The 15,228-nt window shown below is 72.6% G+C and carries 16 protein-coding genes and 1 tRNA gene; 10 read left to right on the top strand and 7 right to left on the bottom strand.

Translation table 11 applies throughout. The annotated features are described in order from the left end of the window. Window positions 1-52: 52 nt before the first annotated feature. From ACUY4T_RS02475 to ACUY4T_RS02495, 5 genes are all read left to right on the top strand, one after another. Window positions 53-274: a hypothetical protein gene (locus ACUY4T_RS02475; protein ID WP_446017299.1), complete on the top strand. Its 222-nt coding sequence runs from the start codon at window positions 53-55 to the stop codon at window positions 272-274. A 16-nt stretch (window positions 275-290) separates the two neighbouring features. Continuing rightward, window positions 291-890 carry a nicotinate-nucleotide adenylyltransferase gene (gene nadD / locus ACUY4T_RS02480; protein ID WP_446017300.1) on the top strand — a complete coding sequence of 200 codons (600 nt, stop codon included), beginning with the start codon at window positions 291-293 and terminating at the stop codon, window positions 888-890. A gap of 473 nt (window positions 891-1,363) precedes the next feature. Continuing rightward, window positions 1,364-2,227, top strand: a complete 864-nt coding sequence (locus tag ACUY4T_RS02485) for a hypothetical protein (protein WP_446017301.1) — start codon at window positions 1,364-1,366, stop codon at window positions 2,225-2,227. Between the two features lie 35 nt (window positions 2,228-2,262). After that, window positions 2,263-2,670: a ribosome silencing factor gene (rsfS, locus tag ACUY4T_RS02490; protein ID WP_446017302.1), complete on the top strand. Its 408-nt coding sequence runs from the start codon at window positions 2,263-2,265 to the stop codon at window positions 2,668-2,670. 77 nt (window positions 2,671-2,747) lie between these two features. Continuing rightward, a tRNA-Ala gene (locus tag ACUY4T_RS02495) sits at window positions 2,748-2,823 on the top strand. A gap of 53 nt (window positions 2,824-2,876) precedes the next feature. Here the strand turns inward: ACUY4T_RS02495 and ACUY4T_RS02500 are convergent. Beyond that, entirely contained in the window at window positions 2,877-3,083 is a 207-nt protein-coding gene (locus ACUY4T_RS02500) for a hypothetical protein (protein WP_446017303.1), read from the bottom strand. A 131-nt stretch (window positions 3,084-3,214) separates the two neighbouring features. On the opposite strand from ACUY4T_RS02500, the gene ACUY4T_RS02505 reads away from it, so the two are divergent. Beyond that, window positions 3,215-3,733 carry a hypothetical protein gene (locus ACUY4T_RS02505; protein WP_446017304.1) on the top strand — a complete coding sequence of 173 codons (519 nt, stop codon included), beginning with the start codon at window positions 3,215-3,217 and terminating at the stop codon, window positions 3,731-3,733. A gap of 67 nt (window positions 3,734-3,800) precedes the next feature. Here the strand turns inward: ACUY4T_RS02505 and ACUY4T_RS02510 are convergent, their stop codons facing one another. The 5 genes from ACUY4T_RS02510 to ACUY4T_RS02530 form a co-directional block, all read right to left on the bottom strand. Then, complete coding sequence (locus tag ACUY4T_RS02510; protein ID WP_446017305.1) at window positions 3,801-5,285, bottom strand: dihydrolipoamide acetyltransferase family protein; 1,485 nt, start codon at window positions 5,283-5,285, stop codon at window positions 3,801-3,803. Then, on the bottom strand, window positions 5,282-6,310 hold the full coding sequence (locus tag ACUY4T_RS02515; RefSeq protein WP_446017306.1) for an alpha-ketoacid dehydrogenase subunit beta: 1,029 nt from the start codon (window positions 6,308-6,310) through the stop codon (window positions 5,282-5,284). Before ACUY4T_RS02515 ends, ACUY4T_RS02510 begins: the two co-directional genes overlap by 4 nt. Next, window positions 6,307-7,443, bottom strand: a complete 1,137-nt coding sequence (gene pdhA, locus ACUY4T_RS02520) for a pyruvate dehydrogenase (acetyl-transferring) E1 component subunit alpha (protein ID WP_446017307.1) — start codon at window positions 7,441-7,443, stop codon at window positions 6,307-6,309. Before pdhA ends, ACUY4T_RS02515 begins: the two co-directional genes overlap by 4 nt. 108 nt (window positions 7,444-7,551) lie before the next feature. Further along, the gene (locus ACUY4T_RS02525) at window positions 7,552-8,046 is read right to left on the bottom strand and encodes an Lrp/AsnC family transcriptional regulator (RefSeq protein ID WP_446017308.1); all 495 of its coding nucleotides are present in this window, start codon (window positions 8,044-8,046) and stop codon (window positions 7,552-7,554) included. Next, window positions 8,043-8,861, bottom strand: a complete 819-nt coding sequence (locus tag ACUY4T_RS02530; protein ID WP_446017309.1) for an oxygenase MpaB family protein — start codon at window positions 8,859-8,861, stop codon at window positions 8,043-8,045. Before ACUY4T_RS02530 ends, ACUY4T_RS02525 begins: the two co-directional genes overlap by 4 nt. A gap of 62 nt (window positions 8,862-8,923) precedes the next feature. Here ACUY4T_RS02530 and ACUY4T_RS02535 point away from each other — a divergent pair, with 62 nt between their 5' ends. Together ACUY4T_RS02535 and ACUY4T_RS02540 are read left to right on the top strand one after the other, a co-directional pair. Next, a complete protein-coding gene (locus tag ACUY4T_RS02535; RefSeq protein ID WP_446017310.1) occupies window positions 8,924-10,105 on the top strand; it encodes a glycoside hydrolase family 3 N-terminal domain-containing protein in 1,182 nt (393 codons plus the stop codon). 72 nt (window positions 10,106-10,177) lie between these two features. Continuing rightward, entirely contained in the window at window positions 10,178-10,744 is a 567-nt protein-coding gene (locus ACUY4T_RS02540; protein ID WP_446017311.1) for a YceI family protein, read from the top strand. Window positions 10,745-10,801: 57 nt separating this feature from the next. Here the strand turns inward: ACUY4T_RS02540 and ACUY4T_RS02545 are convergent, their stop codons facing one another. Beyond that, complete coding sequence (locus tag ACUY4T_RS02545) at window positions 10,802-11,905, bottom strand: winged helix DNA-binding domain-containing protein (protein ID WP_446017312.1); 1,104 nt, start codon at window positions 11,903-11,905, stop codon at window positions 10,802-10,804. A 109-nt stretch (window positions 11,906-12,014) separates the two neighbouring features. On the opposite strand from ACUY4T_RS02545, the gene ACUY4T_RS02550 reads away from it, so the two are divergent. After that, window positions 12,015-13,613 carry an ABC-F family ATP-binding cassette domain-containing protein gene (locus ACUY4T_RS02550; protein WP_446017313.1) on the top strand — a complete coding sequence of 533 codons (1,599 nt, stop codon included), beginning with the start codon at window positions 12,015-12,017 and terminating at the stop codon, window positions 13,611-13,613. Between the two features lie 184 nt (window positions 13,614-13,797). Then, window positions 13,798-15,198: a pyridoxal phosphate-dependent decarboxylase family protein gene (locus ACUY4T_RS02555; protein WP_446017314.1), complete on the top strand. Its 1,401-nt coding sequence runs from the start codon at window positions 13,798-13,800 to the stop codon at window positions 15,196-15,198. Window positions 15,199-15,228: the final 30 nt, after the last annotated feature.

Consider the following 15,228-nt stretch of genomic DNA (forward strand, 5'->3'; position numbering starts at 1 on the left):
CGGGACCGCTAGACTGTCCGGAGCGACATCCGCGAGACCTGAAGGAGCGGCGATGAGCCTTGCGACGGCAGTGCTGACGAGCACGGTGTTCACCGAGACCGAGTTCGCGCGCGAACTCCCGTTCGAGCCGTTCGTCTACGGCATCATCGTCCTCGTGATCTTCTTCGCCCTCGGCGCCGTCACCTACTCGTACCGCGACGTCGCGAACCGTCACCGCGCGAAGGCCGCGGCGTACGCCGCGCGTCACTCGGGAGCGGAGCACGGCGGTCACTGAGGTCGGCGGCACTGCCGTGACCACCGCGACGCGCCGATCCCGTATCGGCGTGATGGGCGGGACGTTCGACCCGATCCACCACGGGCACCTCGTGGCGGCGAGCGAGGCCGCGCAGTCGTTCGACCTCGACGAGGTCGTGTTCGTCCCCACCGGGCGGCCGTACTACAAGGAAGTGGTCACGCCGGCGGAGCACCGGTACCTCATGACCGTCATCGCCACGGCGTCGAATCCGCGCTTCACGGTGAGCCGGGTCGACATCGACCGGCAGAAGCCCACGTACACGATCGACACGCTCCGCGACATCCGCGCCGAACGGCCCGCCGCCGACCTGTTCTTCATCTCGGGGGCCGACGCGATCGCCCAGATCCTCTCCTGGAAGGACGTCGAGGAGCTCTGGTCGCTCGCCCACTTCGTCGCTGTGAGTCGTCCGGGACACGTCCTGTCCGTTTCGGGTTTGCCGGAGCAAGACGTAAGCTTGCTGGAAGTACCGGCGCTGGCGATCTCGTCGACGGACTGCCGGGATCGGACGCGCCGGGGTTTCCCGGTGTGGTATCTGGTGCCTGACGGGGTCGTCCAGTACATCTCCAAGCACCACCTCTACCGGAGTGTCGAATGACGTCGCAGGAACCGCCGCTCACGCGCCGCGAGATCCGCGAGCGCGAGCGGGTCCGCGAGCAGCAGCGCGCCGAAGCCGCGGCCGGACACCCGGGCGAGACCGCGCAGCGCGGTCCCGCGCCGCAGTCGGCCCCGCCTCCGCAGCGGCCGCAGCCGCAGCACCCCGGCGCGCCCCAGGGCGGCGGGTATCCGGCCGCTCCCACGCGGGACGCGCCGACCGGACCACCGCCGCGCGGTCCCCAGGGCGGTCCTCCGCCGGAACGCCGCCCGGTGGACCCTCGCCAGTCCGGCGGCCAGCGGCCGCCGCAGTCGTGGGGGAGCACACCCCCGCGCCCGAGCGGCCAGGCGCCGCAGCACTACGACACGCTGCCGCCCGCGCCGCGCACGCCGCCGAGAGGCGGAGGCGGCCCGACCGCCTCCGGCCCCCTTCCGCCGCAGCAGCACGGCCAGCGTTCGGCGACCGCCTCGGGAGCGATGCCGGCACCCGCAGGCCAGCCTCGCCCGCAGCAGCCCGGCGTCCGGACCGGAGCACCCGGTCCGGCGCCCTCGCAGCTCACCACGCCAGAACGCACGCTCACGCGTCGTGAGCTCCGCGCCATGCTCGACGCCCACTCGGGAGAGCGCGTCGAGGGTGACGACGAGCTCGACGAGATGTCGCGGCCCGCGCCGGCCCGCGGACCGGCCCCGCAGCGGCCGCCCGCTTCGGGCCCCGCCCAGCGTCCCGAGGAACGCCGCGGACCGCCGCCGCAGTCGCAGTCGCAGCCGCAACGGCCCCAGCCGCAGCAGCATGCGCCGCAGCGCGCCGCCGCGCCGCACACCACCGTCGACGCCGGTCTCGACGAGCCCGTCGCGGCGCCGAAGCCCGTCGGGCACTGGACCTCGCAGCTCAACCTCCCGGACGACCGGGAGGAGCCCTACGACCAGCTGCTGTCGCGAGGGGGCTCGCCCCGCGGCGTCCCCACGACGACCAACGCGCTGATCCTGCCCACGCTGCCGGACCACGGCGCCCTCGGCACTCCGCTCGCCCCGAGCGGCGAGATCATGGTCACGGGTTCGATCGACCTGCCGCGCAGCTACGGCGCGACCGGCGTCCACCCCAGCCAGATCGATTCGGCCGACGTCGACCGGATGTTCGACGCCGTCGAGGACGTGGGGACGGGCGTGGCGCCGATCTCCGCGACCCGCGCGATCAGCACCCAGGGGCAGAACCGCGCGATGATGGCCCCGCCGTCCAAGGAGGGCATGAACGTCCCGCTCGTCCTCGCGGTGACGGCCGGCGTGCTGGCCCTGGGCGTCGTCGCGACGCTCGTCATCGGCGCCGTCGCGGGCCTGTTCTGAGCGCGTATGCAGAAGGCAACCAGGAAGTCGAGTACATGACCGCATCCGACCACGCACACCGCCTACTCGCCGTCGCCGCCCGCGCGGCCGATGCCAAGGGAGGTGAGGACCTGGTCGCGCTGGACGTGTCCGAGCCGCTGCCGTTCGCCGACGTGTTCCTGCTCGTCAGCGGCAACTCGGAGCGCAACGTCGTGGCCATCGCCGACGCCGTCGTGGAGTCGGTCAGGGAGGCCGGGCAGGACGTCGTGCGTCGCGAGGGGCGCGACGGAGGCCGCTGGGCCCTGCTCGACTTCGGCGACCTCGTGGTGCACGTGTTCCATCAGGAGGAGCGTCTCTACTACGGGCTCGAGCGACTGTGGCGCGACTGCCCGGCGATCCCGGTCGGCCCCCTCGTGGAGCGCGACGGCAGCTCCACGGGTCGTGCCGCGAACGCGCAACCGTGAGGCCGCCTCGATTTCATTTCGGGCCGGAGGCTGGTGTACGCTGAATCCGTTGCCCCGCACGGGGCGGCATCCCGAACGGGTCTGTGGCGCAGCTGGTAGCGCACCTGCATGGCATGCAGGGGGTCAGGGGTTCGAGTCCCCTCAGATCCACCAACTGAACACGACGAAGGCCGGTGCATCGCACCGGCCTTCGTCGTTCCCCGGCGTCAGACGACGGCGGCGACGCGCACTCGCAGCACCGAATCCGGTGCGGCGGTGAATCGACCGCGCCGGCCGTCATGGTCGACGTACTCGACACGGATGCCGCGGCCGATCCGCGCCAGCTTCACGACCTCGTATGACCGGCCGCCGGCGTTGACGAGCGTGTCGCCGACCGCGACCTGCCGCGCCTGCCTCAGTTCCACGACTCCCATACTGAGATGGTCTCAGCACCCGCCGACATCCGCCTCCGACGCGGCATCGACGCCCCCGGCGCGCTTCCTTGACCGCCTCACGAGGGCCGCACGACAATGGGGAGACGATCCGAACCCAGGGGGCCCCGCCGATGAGCGACACCAGCATCCGTCCTTCCGAATCCGGGCTCCTCGAACCCGGTCACGGCGACACCGCCGTGCTCGGCGCCGACGAGGTGTCGGCGGCCGGGGCGGCTTCGACCCGACCCGCGACCACCGCACGCGCCGCGGCCTGGAGTCGCGACCTGCGGTTCATGTCCGTCGTCCTCGCGGCGATCGTCGTGCTCTTCCTGGCCTTCGCCCTCGTTCTGGCGTTCGCACCCGATGCCTCGGGAGTCAGTGCGCTCGCGATCGTCGCGGCGCCCATCGCCACCATGGTCGCCGCGTACTACGGCATCTCGCTCGCGCTCCGGCAGGTCTCCGACGCTCGGCGGGCCGCCGACGCAGCCGAGGCGCGCGCCCGAAGCGCCGAGGCGATCGCACGGGAGTCCGACGCGTGGGCGGCCCAGATGGAATCAGGACTCCGCCTGGCCGTCTCGAAGCTGGGGGCGGCCGGCGTCGACACCCGTGACGTCGAGCGCGCGGCCGGCACGCCCGACGACTTCTTCTAGACCGGCGGGAGCCCGGAAACGATCGAGGCGCACTCCACACGGAGTGCGCCTCGATCCGCGTCAGCCGTCAGAGATCGGCGAGCAGCGAGATCGGTCGCTCGATGCACGAGGCGACGTAGGTGAGGAATCCCGCCGCCTCGGCGCCGTCGCACACGCGGTGGTCGAACGAGATGGTCAGCTCCGTCACCGTGCGGACGGCGAGTTCCCCATCGACGACCCACGGGCGCGACACGAGCCGTCCGATCCCGAGCATGGCGGCCTCCGGGTGGTTGATGATCGCGGCCGAGCCGTCGACCCCGAGGCTGCCGTAGTTGTTCAGCGTGAACGTGCCGCCGGCGAGGGCGTCGGGCGGGAACGCGCCCGTGGACGCCTCGTCGGTCCGGCGCTGCACGGCGTCGCGGAGTTCGCGCAGCGACATCCGCTCCGCCCCGTGCACGACGGGCACCAGCAGGCCGCGCGGCGTCTGCGCGGCCAGGCCCAGGTTCACCGCCGAGTGCAGCACGAGTTCGTCGCGCTCGGCGTCGAAGCTCGCGTTCAGCGACGGATGCCGCTTGAGCCCGGCGACCACGAAGCGGGCGACGAGCGCCGTCATCCCGAACCGCTCGCCGGTCGCCTCCTGGAGCTGGCGCTTCGCGGCGAGCAGCTCGGTCGCGTCGACGTCCATCCACACCGTCGCCTCGGGGATCTCGCGGCGCGAGCGGGCGAAATGCGACGCAGCCGCCCGCTGCAGGCGGTCGAGCGGCACGCGGCGGTCGCTCGACTCGGGGGCCGGTGCGGTGTCGGGCGCCGAGGCCGGGGCGGTGCCGACGGCAGGGCCGGCGGGCGCGGAGCGGGCCTCGTCGAGTTCCCGGATGAACGACTCGACGTCGCCTCGGGTGACGAGCCCGTCGGGCCCGGACCCGAGCAGCTCGCTCGCGTCGAACCCGTGCTCGCGCGCGAGTCGCCGGACGATCGGCGAGATCACGGGGGAGTGCCGCCCGTGCTCGAGCACGCCCTGCGGTTCGTCCACCCCGCCGCGGTCGTCGTCTCCGGTGCCCGCTTCGGCCTCCGCCCGGCGGTCCGGCGCGGCGGTCCCCTTCGCGACCGCATCGGTCGGCTCGCGATCCGACCCGCGGCGGCGCCCGAACCGCGACGGCGCATCCGCCGCGCGAGCGGAGGCGGCGGCGGTGCGGGTGCCGTAGCCGATGAGCACGGCCCCGGACTCCTCGCCCGCGGCATCCGTCGGCACCGCGATGCCGGGCTCGGCCGCGACCGGCGCGGCGCTCTCCGCTTCCGGTCCGGCCCCGGCGTCGGGCGTGCCGGCCGCAGTGCCGACCGGCGTGAGCCGCAGCAGCACCTCGCCCGCGTGCAGCACCTGGCCGACCTCGCCGCCGAGCGCCTCCACGACGCCCGCGATGGGCGTCGGCAGCTGCACCACCGACTTGGCCGACTCGAGCTCGACCACCGGCTGGTCGACGTGCACCTCGTCGCCGGGCTGGACGAGCCAGGCGACGACCTCGGCTTCGGTCAGCCCCTCGCCGAGGTCGGGCAGGATGAACTCGTGGCCGCTCATGCGAGGTCCCATTCCCAGGAGGCGATCGCGTCGAGCACGCGGTCGGGCGTCGGCAGGTAGTGCTCCTCGAGCTTGGGCGAGGGGTACGGGATGTCGTACCCGGTGATCCGCAGGATCGGCGCGGCGAGGTGGAAGAAGTTGCGCTCGGTCAGGCGCGCGGCGACCTCGGCGCCGTAGCCGCCGAACTGCGCGGCCTCGTGGATCACCGCCGCGCGCGACGTCTTGCGGACCGACGCGCTCACGGTCTCGTCGTCGAACGGCGACAGGCTCCGCAGGTCGACCACCTCGATCGAGAGGCCCTCGGCCTCGGCGGCGGATGCCGCGTCGAGCGCCGTCCGCACGGTCGGGCCGTACCCGATCAGGGTGACGTCCGAACCCTCGCGGACGACCTTCGCCCGATCCATCGGCTCGGTGCGCACGGGGAGCTCGAGGCTCGCCTTGGACCAGTAGCGGCTCTTCGGCTCCATGAACACGACGGGGTCGTCGCTCTCGATGGCCTCGCGGAGCATCGAGTACGCGTCGGCGGGGTTGGACGGCATCACGACGGTCAGACCGGGCGTCGCCGCCCAGTACGCCTCGGAGGAGTCGGAGTGGTGCTCCACGCCGCCGATGGCGCCCGCACACGGGATGCGGATGACCATGGGGAGGCTCACGTTGCCCTTGGTGCGGTTCCGCATCTTCGCCACGTGCGAGACGATCTGCTCGAACGCCGGATAGCTGAACGCGTCGAACTGCATCTCGACGACGGGACGCATGCCGTACATGGCCATGCCGACGGCCGTGCCGACGATGCCGGACTCGGCCAGCGGCGAGTCCCAGACGCGATCGTCGCCGAAGGCCGCCTGCAGCCCGTCGGTGACGCGGAACACGCCGCCGAGCGGGCCGACGTCCTCGCCGTAGACGACGACGCGGTCGTCGGCCTCCATCGCGTCGCGGAGCGCTGCGTTCAGGGCGCCCGCCATGGTCATCGGCTGCGGGGCGGATGCCGCGGCATCCGCGGCGCGTTCGGTCGCGGCCTGGCTCATCGCGCGGCCACCTCCGTTCCGGCGTGCTGGGCGTGGGCGGCGAGCTCGGCCTCGAGCGCGGCGCGCTGCTCTCGGAGCGCAGCGCGGGGGGTCGCGTAGACGTGGTCGAACAGCTCGAGCGGGTCGAGCTCGGGCGCGACGTTCATCGACTCGCGGGTCCGCGCGGCGAGCGCCTCGGCGGCTTCGCCGATCTCCGCCCGGACCTCGTCGGTGAGCGCGCCCTCCGACACGAGGTACTTCTCGAGGCGCTCGATGGGGTCGCGACGCTTCCAGTGCTCGACCTCGCGGCTCTGGCGGTAGCGGGTCGGGTCGTCGGAGTTCGTGTGGGACTCGATGCGGTACGTCAGCCCTTCGATCAGCGTGGGGCCGCCGCCCGAGCGCGCGCGTTCGACGGCGGCGGAGGCGACCGCGTACATCGCCGCGATGTCGTTGCCGTCGACGTGGTACCCGGGCATGCCGTAGCCGACCGCCTTGTCGGCGAGGGTCGTCGCGCGCGTCTGCCGGGCGAGCGGCGTGCTGATCGCGAACTGGTTGTTCTGCACGAGGAACACCGTCGGCGTCTGCCAGACCGCGGCGAAGTTGAACGCCTCGTGGGCATCGCCCTCGCTCGTCGACCCGTCGCCCATGAAGGTGAGGGTGACGATCGGGTCGCGGCGGAGCCGGGCGGCGTGCGCGAGTCCGACGGCGTGCAGCGCCTGGGTCGCGAGCGGGGTGGCCATCGACGCGGTGCGGCGCGCGTGCTGGTCCCAGCCGTTGTGCCAGTCGCCGCGGAAGGACTGCAGGATCTCGCCGGGTTCGAGGCCTCGTGTGAGCAGCGCGATGCTGTCGCGATAGGTGGGGAAGAACCAGTCGTCGGCGGCGATGGCGGAGACCACGCCGATCTCGCAGGCCTCCTGGCCGTAGGCCGACGGGTAGGTGGCGAGCCGACCCTGCTTGGTGAGCGCCGTGACCTGGACGTCGAACCGGCGCGCGATCACCATCCGGCGGTACAGCTCGAGGAGGGTCTCCACCGGCGGCAGCTCGAACCCGCCGGTCTCCCGGCCGCGCAACGCGTGCCCCGCGTTGTCGAGGAGGCGTAGGGGCTTCTCGGAGGGCAGGACCCGTGGTTCGTGATGCTCGACGTTGAGGCTCATACGGCCATGGTGCGGCAGCATGCACCATGCCCGCTGGAGGTGCGCGGCAACCGTGAACGAACGGCACGCAGCGCGGCCAACGGGTGCCGGTCGTCCGCCGGCAGCGGCTCAGGAGCGCCAGATGTCCAGGGACTGCGCGGGCGGCCGACCGTCGATCTCGGCGAGGATGAGGTGCGACCTGGTCGAGACCACGCCGGGCATGTCGTGGATGTCGCGCAGGATGGCCTGGCTCAGCTGCTCGTGGTCGGGAGCGCTCACGGTGAGCATGATGTCGATGTCGCCCGAGACCGCCTGCACCTTCTCGACGAACGGGAGCGTGGCGAGCTTCGCGGCGATCGCCTCCCACGAGACGTCGCCGATGCGCACGACGACGAGCGCCGAGATGTTCAGCCCGATCGCCTTGCGGTCGATCTGCGCTCCGAAGCCGGTGATGACGCCGCGCTGCTGCAGCGCGAGCACCCGGTTGTGCGCCGCGGTGCGCGAGATGTGGACGCGCTCCGCGAGCGTGCGGACCGACAGCCGTCCGTCGCGACTGAGCTCGGCGACGATCCGGCGATCGATCGCATCGAGCGGTTCGCCTCGGTGTGCTGCCTGCTGGGTCATCCTCGTCCTCGTAGTTCGGTCCCAGCGTACCGGCTGCGCCGTCGCAGCCGACGGAGCGAGATCAGCGTGGGGAGTGCGCGGACGACCGGGGGTAGGACGCGTCGCGCGACGCCCAGCCCCCGAAGCCAGGCCGCGGCCGCGCGCCGTGCCCGGGGGGTCCATCGGAAGCCGTACGCGCGGCGCAGCTCGTGAGGAAGGAGCGAGGCGGTGATGAGTCGCACCGCGGGCATGAGCGCGCGCAGGGCCGGCGGCAGCCCGGTCCCCGCCAGCAGGTCGCGGGCGACGGCGCGTGCGTCGTGGCCCACCTCGAGTCCGGCGAGCCGCGACGCCCACCACGCGTCGAACTCGGCCCGCGAGGCCGGCCATCCGGCCGCCGACCCCTGCAATCTCGCCGCGATCGGCGCGTACCCCCGGACGAGCGAATCGGCGGTCGCGGTGTCGAGCCGCCGGCCGATGGTGCGCTCCTCGAACTCCAGCGCCACCGCGAGCAGCGTGGCCGCGACCCATCGCTGGGCGTCGGGGTCCCGGGCGTCGTACGACCCCGGCGCGTCGCCGTGCACCCGGCCGTGCCGGGCGTCGACGACGCGGACCACGTGCCGGACATCGTCCTCGTCGCCGAACACGAGCGCGGTCAGGTAGGCGTGCGTGCCGGCGAGCCGGTCGAGCGGGCGCTCGCGGAACCCGCTGTGGCGGGCGACGCCGGCGGCGACCCTCGGGTCGGCGAGCTGCAGGAGGATCGCCGCGGCACCGCCGGCCATGAGCGTGCCGTCCGCCGCGTGCCTGCGGAGGATCGCCCGGTCCTCGTTCGTGTCCATCAGGTCCGTTCTCCCTCGCCGGCGCCCGGGAATCGGACAGGCGGGCCGCGTAGACTCGCCGGGTGCGCCGGAGCCTCCGATCGACCCTCACCGTACTCGCCCTCGTCGGGACGGGAGCGCTCGCGGGGTGCGCGGCGCCGTCGCCGGCCGATCCCGGTCCGAGCACGTCGTCGCCGAGTGCGGCGCCCTCGCCGACCCCGACGCCACAGGATGCGGCGGACTGGGCGGCCGAACGCGTCGCCGCGATGACCGTCGAGGAGAAGGCCGCATCGGTGATGATGATGCACGCCCCGGGGACCGAGCCCGGCGCCATGCGCGCGCTCCTCGACGAGGGGATCGCCGGCGTCATCCTCATGGGCGACAACATGCCCGGCGACGAGGCCTCGCTCGCGGCGCTCACCGCAGAGCTCCAGGTCGACCCCGAGGCGGCCACGCTGGTCGGCATCGACCAGGAGGGCGGCATCGTGAGCCGCATCGACTGGGACCCGGCTCCCGCACCGTGGGTGCTCCGGGACCAGCCGGTCGAGGCGGCGGGCGACGCGTTCGCCGCGCGGGCGGCCGCGCTCGCGGCATCCGGGGTCAACCTCAACTTCGGCATCGTCGCCGACGTCACGTCGGATCCGGCGTCGTTCATCTTCGATCGCGTGCTCGGCACCGACCCGCAGGCGGCCGGCGACCGCGTGGCCGCCGCAGTCGACGGCGAGCGCGGGATGGTCGCGAGCACCGTCAAGCACTTCCCCGGCCACGGGGCGGCGCCGGGGGACTCGCACGTCTCGGTGCCGTCCGCATCGCTGTCGCTGGACGAGTGGCGCGCCGGCCCGGCCCTGCCGTTCGCCGCGGCGATCGAGGCCGAGGTCGAACTCGTGATGACCGGGCACCTCGCCTATCCGTCGGTGGATGCCGCGCCCGCGTCGCTCTCACCGGAATGGCACCGGATCCTCCGTGAGGAGCTCGGGTTCGACGGCGTGGTCGTGACCGACGACATGCTGATGCTGCAGCACAACGGCCTGGCCGAGTACGCCGATCCCGGAGAGAACGCGGTGCGCGCGCTCGCGGCCGGAGGCGACCTGCTGCTCTACGTGCTCCCGGCGGACCCGTCGGAGTTCGGCATCAGCGTCGACGGCCTGGCCGGGTCGGTCGCGGAGGCGGTCGCGTCCGGTCGGATCCCGGAAGCACGCCTCGACGAGGCCGCGACGCGCGTGCTCGAACTCCGACGGGAACTGGCCTCGACCGACTCGGAATAGATCCGACCGCTCTATGCGTTTGCATTCAACGTGGCCGCATCCGGCCTCGAATGCGACGAAGGAGCAGACTGCATGACCACCACCGAGACGACGATCGAGATCCCCGGCTACAAGGCGGGCACCTGGAAGGTCGACCCGACGCACAGCGAGGTCGCGTTCAGCGTCCGTCACCTCATGATCAGCAAGGTGAAGGGGAAGTTCGAGCGGTTCGACGCCACGTTCGTCACCGGTGCCGACCCCCTCGACTCGCGCGTGAGCGCGACGGCCGAGGTCGTGTCGATCAACACCAACGAGCCGAACCGCGACGCGCACCTGCGCACCAACGACTTCTTCGAGGCCGAGCGGTTCCCGACGATCGAGTTCGTCTCCACCGGCGTCCGCGTGGTGGACGGCGACTTCAAGGTGGACGGCGACCTGACGATCAAGGGCGTGACCAAGCCCGTCACGTTCGACTTCGACTTCGGCGGCTTCGGCACCGACCCGTACGGCAATTACAAGGGCGGCGCCACCGCGAAGACCGTGATCGACCGCGAGGACTTCGGCCTGTCCTGGAACGCCGCGCTGGAGACCGGCGGCGTCCTCGTGGGCGAGAAGGTCACCATCACCCTCGAGATCCAGGCCGCGCTCGTCGAGGACTGAGCGCACGGCGACCCGACGGGCGGTCCGGGCCTCGGCCCCGGCCGCCCGTCTCGTCGTTCACCCGACCGAGTGGTCGAGGCCGTGCAGTTCGAGGCCGTGGAACCGGGCCCACGATCGGATCGGCCGGGCGAATCGACCGGATGCGGACGCGGGCATCGCCTCGAACCAGTCCAGCCGCACCCTCGGCCTTGCCGGCGTTCCCGCTCGGCCCCACGTGCCGACCACTCGGCCGTCGAGGACGAGCAGCGGCTGGAACACGCCGTTGCCCCCGGGGATCACCTGCCCGGCGTACCGGGGATCGCAGACGGGCGAACGGTCGGCGTACCCGAGGAAGTACTCGTCGAAGGCGGCCAGCGCCAGGGCACCGTGCGGTCGCGCTGCGGCGGCATCAACGGAACCGGCTGAGACATACCGGTCCTCGTCGCCGGGGAACCGCTCCACCTCGCCGGACGCCGCGCCGAGCGCCGCTCGGGCGTCGCCCTTGGTGAGCCCGGACCACCACGCGAAGTCGGCGATGGTCGCGGGCCCGTGACCGGCGACATAGGCGGCGAACAGGCTGCCGAGGGTCTCGTCGCGGTCGCGCGGCTCGTCCGGCATCGCCGGCGCCCAGTCGTCGAGCAGGGCGAAGCGCTGCGCGCGCCCCTCGACCGGGCCGCAGCAGAGCACGGCGTCGAGCGCCAGCCACCAGATGAGGTGGTACGTACGCTGGCCCTCCATCCGGAGACCGGCGGCCTGCCAGGCCGCCGCGAGCTCGTCGCGCGACGCGCTGCCGCCGCCCTCGAGCAGTCCCTCGGCAGTGTCGCGGGCGATGCGGTACTCCGCATCGCCGAGGCCGAGTCGCGCGCGCCTCGTCCGGGCCGCTGCGAGCACCCGTGCGGCGGTGAGCCCGAGGACGGGGCGCAGCATCCGCGACGGCAGGAGGTGCAGCGTGCCGCGCATCGGCCAGGACCGCACGATCCGCCTCGATTCGATCGCGGCATCGACGGCCTGCGCGTCGGGCACGGCCATCCGGCTGCCCAGCGCCCATCTCGCCGCGGGCAGGTCCTGCGCCTGCACCGCGCCGAGCCGCTCCACCACGGCGACGGCGTCGTCGGCGGGGGAGCGGAAGCCGTGCGCCGCGATGCGAGCGGCGCGCAGCGCGGGGGACCCGGTGGCCGGCATGCGCCCAGTCTGGCGCGGACCGCCGACACGCGGCATCCGTCGTGCCCGCTAGACTGGAGGGCTGTGCCGCTCGGCACGTCACCCAAGCCCATCCGACCGGAGGTCGACCGTGCTCGCCGTCCATGACCTCGAGATCCGCGTGGGCGCGCGCCTGCTCATGGAGAACGTGAGCTTCCGCGTCTCCGACGGGGACAAGATCGGCCTCGTGGGCCGCAACGGCGCCGGGAAGACCACGCTGACGAAGACCCTCGCGGGCGAGACGCTGCCGACCGGCGGGCGCATCGACCGATCGGGAGAGATCGGCTACCTGCCGCAGGACCCGCGCTCGGGGGACCCCGAGATGCTCGCCCGGACCCGCATCCTCGACGCACGCGGACTCGGGTCGCTCGTCCTCGGCATGCGCGAGGCGTCCGAGCGCATGGGCTCCGACGACCCGGCCGTCGCCGAGAAGGCGATGAAGCGCTACGGCACGCTCACCGACCGGTTCCAGGCACTCGGCGGGTACGCCGCCGAGGCCGAGGCGGCGTCGATCGCATCGAACCTCAACCTGCCCGACCGCATCCTCGACCAGCCGTTGAAGACCCTCTCCGGCGGGCAGCGCCGGCGCATCGAGCTCGCGCGCATCCTGTTCTCCGACGCCGACACGATGATCCTCGACGAGCCGACCAACCACCTCGACGCCGACTCGGTCGTATGGCTCAGGGACTTCCTGAAGAACTACAAGGGCGGCGTCATCGTCATCAGCCACGACGTCGAGCTCGTCGGGGAGGTGGTGAACCGCGTGTTCTACCTCGACGCCAATCGCTCGCTGATCGACGTCTACAACATGGGCTGGAAGCACTACCTGCGCCAGCGCGCCGCCGACGAGGAGCGCCGGAAGAAGGAGCGCGTCAACGCCGAGAAGAAGGCCGACGCCCTGCGCCAGCAGGCCGCGAAGTTCGGCGCCAAGGCATCGAAGGCGGCGGCCGCCCACCAGATGGTCGCGCGGGCGGAGAAGCTCCTCTCGGGCCTCGAGGAGGTGCGCCAGGTCGACCGCGTCGCGAAGCTCCGATTCCCGACGCCGGCGCCCTGCGGTCGCACGCCGCTCACCGCGGCCGACCTCTCGAAGAGCTACGGCTCGCTGGAGATCTTCACCGCCGTCGACCTGGCGATCGACCGCGGCTCGAAGGTCGTCATCATCGGCCTGAACGGCGCGGGCAAGACGACCCTGCTGCGGATCCTCGCCGGCGTCGATCGGCCCGACACGGGCGTCGTCGACGCGGGCCACGGGCTGCGCGTCGGCTACTACGCCCAGGAGCACGAGACGCTGGACGTCGCCCGCACCGTGCTGCAGAACATGGTGAGCGCCTCGCCGAACCTCACCGAGACCGAGGCGCGCAAGGTGCTCGGGTCGTTCCTGTTCACCGGCGACGACGTCCACAAGCCCGCCGGGGTCCTCTCCGGCGGCGAGAAGACGCGCCTCGCGCTGGCGATGATCGTGGTCTCCGGAGCCAACGTGCTGCTCCTCGACGAGCCCACCAACAACCTCGACCCGGCGAGCCGGTCCGAGATCCTGGATGCGCTCGCGCACTACGAGGGCGCCGTGGTGCTCGTCTCCCACGACCCCGGCGCGGTCGAGGCGCTGAACCCCGAGCGGGTGCTCATCATGCCGGACGGCGTCGAGGACCACTGGAGCCGCGAGTACCAGGAGCTCATCGAGCTCGCCTGACCCGCGACGGAACCGCGATGGGGCGTCGTTCCGGTGTGAGCATGTCGGCGCACGAATCGTGCGCGCGAGCGACGCGAACGCACCGGATGCAGCGCCCAATCGAACGTTCGTGCCAAGGATTTGCGTTCCGTCCCGGGATTGCGCACACTTGCGCAGGCTCCAGTTCGATCGGAGGGAATGCCGCATGACCACCGCTGACGCGACCGACCCCGTCCGCCCCACCCGCATGCACGAGGTCTCGCCCGAGACCACCGGGCTCGTCGACCTCGTGCTCGACTACTCGCGACGGCGGATCCTCGCGACCGACACCCCGCTGGACAAGCCGATCTCGGACTTCGAGCTCGGCCGCCTCGCCGGGCGCAGCATCGACGAGCACGGGATCGGCGCCGAGCGAGCGCTCGCGCGCTTCGAGCACGTGCTCGCGCCGGCGTGCATCACCACCGACCACCCCCAGTACCTCTCGTTCATCCCCACGGCGCCGACGAAGGCGGCGATCGCGTTCGACCTCGTCGTCTCCGCGAGCGCGCTCTACGGCGGATCCTGGCTCGAGGGCGCCGGCGCCGTGCACGCCGAGAACGAGGTGCTCGCGTGGCTCGCCGGCGAGTTCGGCCTTCCCGCGACCGCCGGCGGCGTGTTCGTCCAGGGCGGCACGCTCGGCAACCTCTCCGCCCTCGTCGCCGCCCGCGAGCACGCCCGGCTCCAGGTCACCCTCGCCGACGGCGAGATGCCCGCCCGGTGGAAGGTCCTCTGCAGTGCCGAGGCCCACTCGTCGATCGCCTCGGCCGCGCGGGTCATGGACGTCGACGTGGTCCCGGTCGCGCCGGGCGACGACGGGATGCTGCGCGGCGATGCCGTGCGGATCGCGCTCGAGGAGCACGGGGCATCCGTCTTCGCCGTCGTCGCCACGTCGGGCTCGACCAACTTCGGCATCGTCGACGACCTCGCGTCGATCGCCGCGCTCAAGGACGAGTTCGACTTCTGGATGCACGTGGACGGCGCCTACGGCCTCGCCGCGATGCTGTCGCCGCTCGCACGCGACCGCTTCGCCGGAGTCGAGCGCGCCGACTCGGTGATCGTCGACCCGCACAAGTGGCTGTTCGCGCCGTTCGACGCGTGCGCGCTCATCTACCGCGACCCCGAAGCCGGACGCCGCGCGCACACGCAGCACGCGGAGTACCTCGACACGCTCACCGAGACGAGCGAGTGGAGCCCGTCGGACTACGCCGCGCACCTCACCCGGCGTGCGCGGGGCCTGCCGCTGTGGTTCTCGCTCGCGACGCACGGCGCCGCGGCGTACCGGGAGGCCATCACCGCCTCCATCCGCCTGGCGCACGACATCGCCCGGGAGATCGAGCGACGCGACGGGTTCCGGCTCGTGCGCGACCCGCAGCTGTCGGTCGTGGTGTTCGAGCGCGAGGGCTGGACGAAGGCCGACTACGACGCATGGTCGGCGCGGCTGCTCGATCGACAGCACGCGTTCGTCACGCCCAGCTCGCACGCCGGTCGCCCGAACACCCGGTTCGCGATCGTGAACCCGATGACGACCTACGAGCAGCTCGTCGCCATCCTGGACACGATGGCCTGATCGACGCGTTCGGCGGCGCCGGGCCCGCGG

The sequence above is a fragment of the Agromyces arachidis genome, assembly GCF_052805135.1.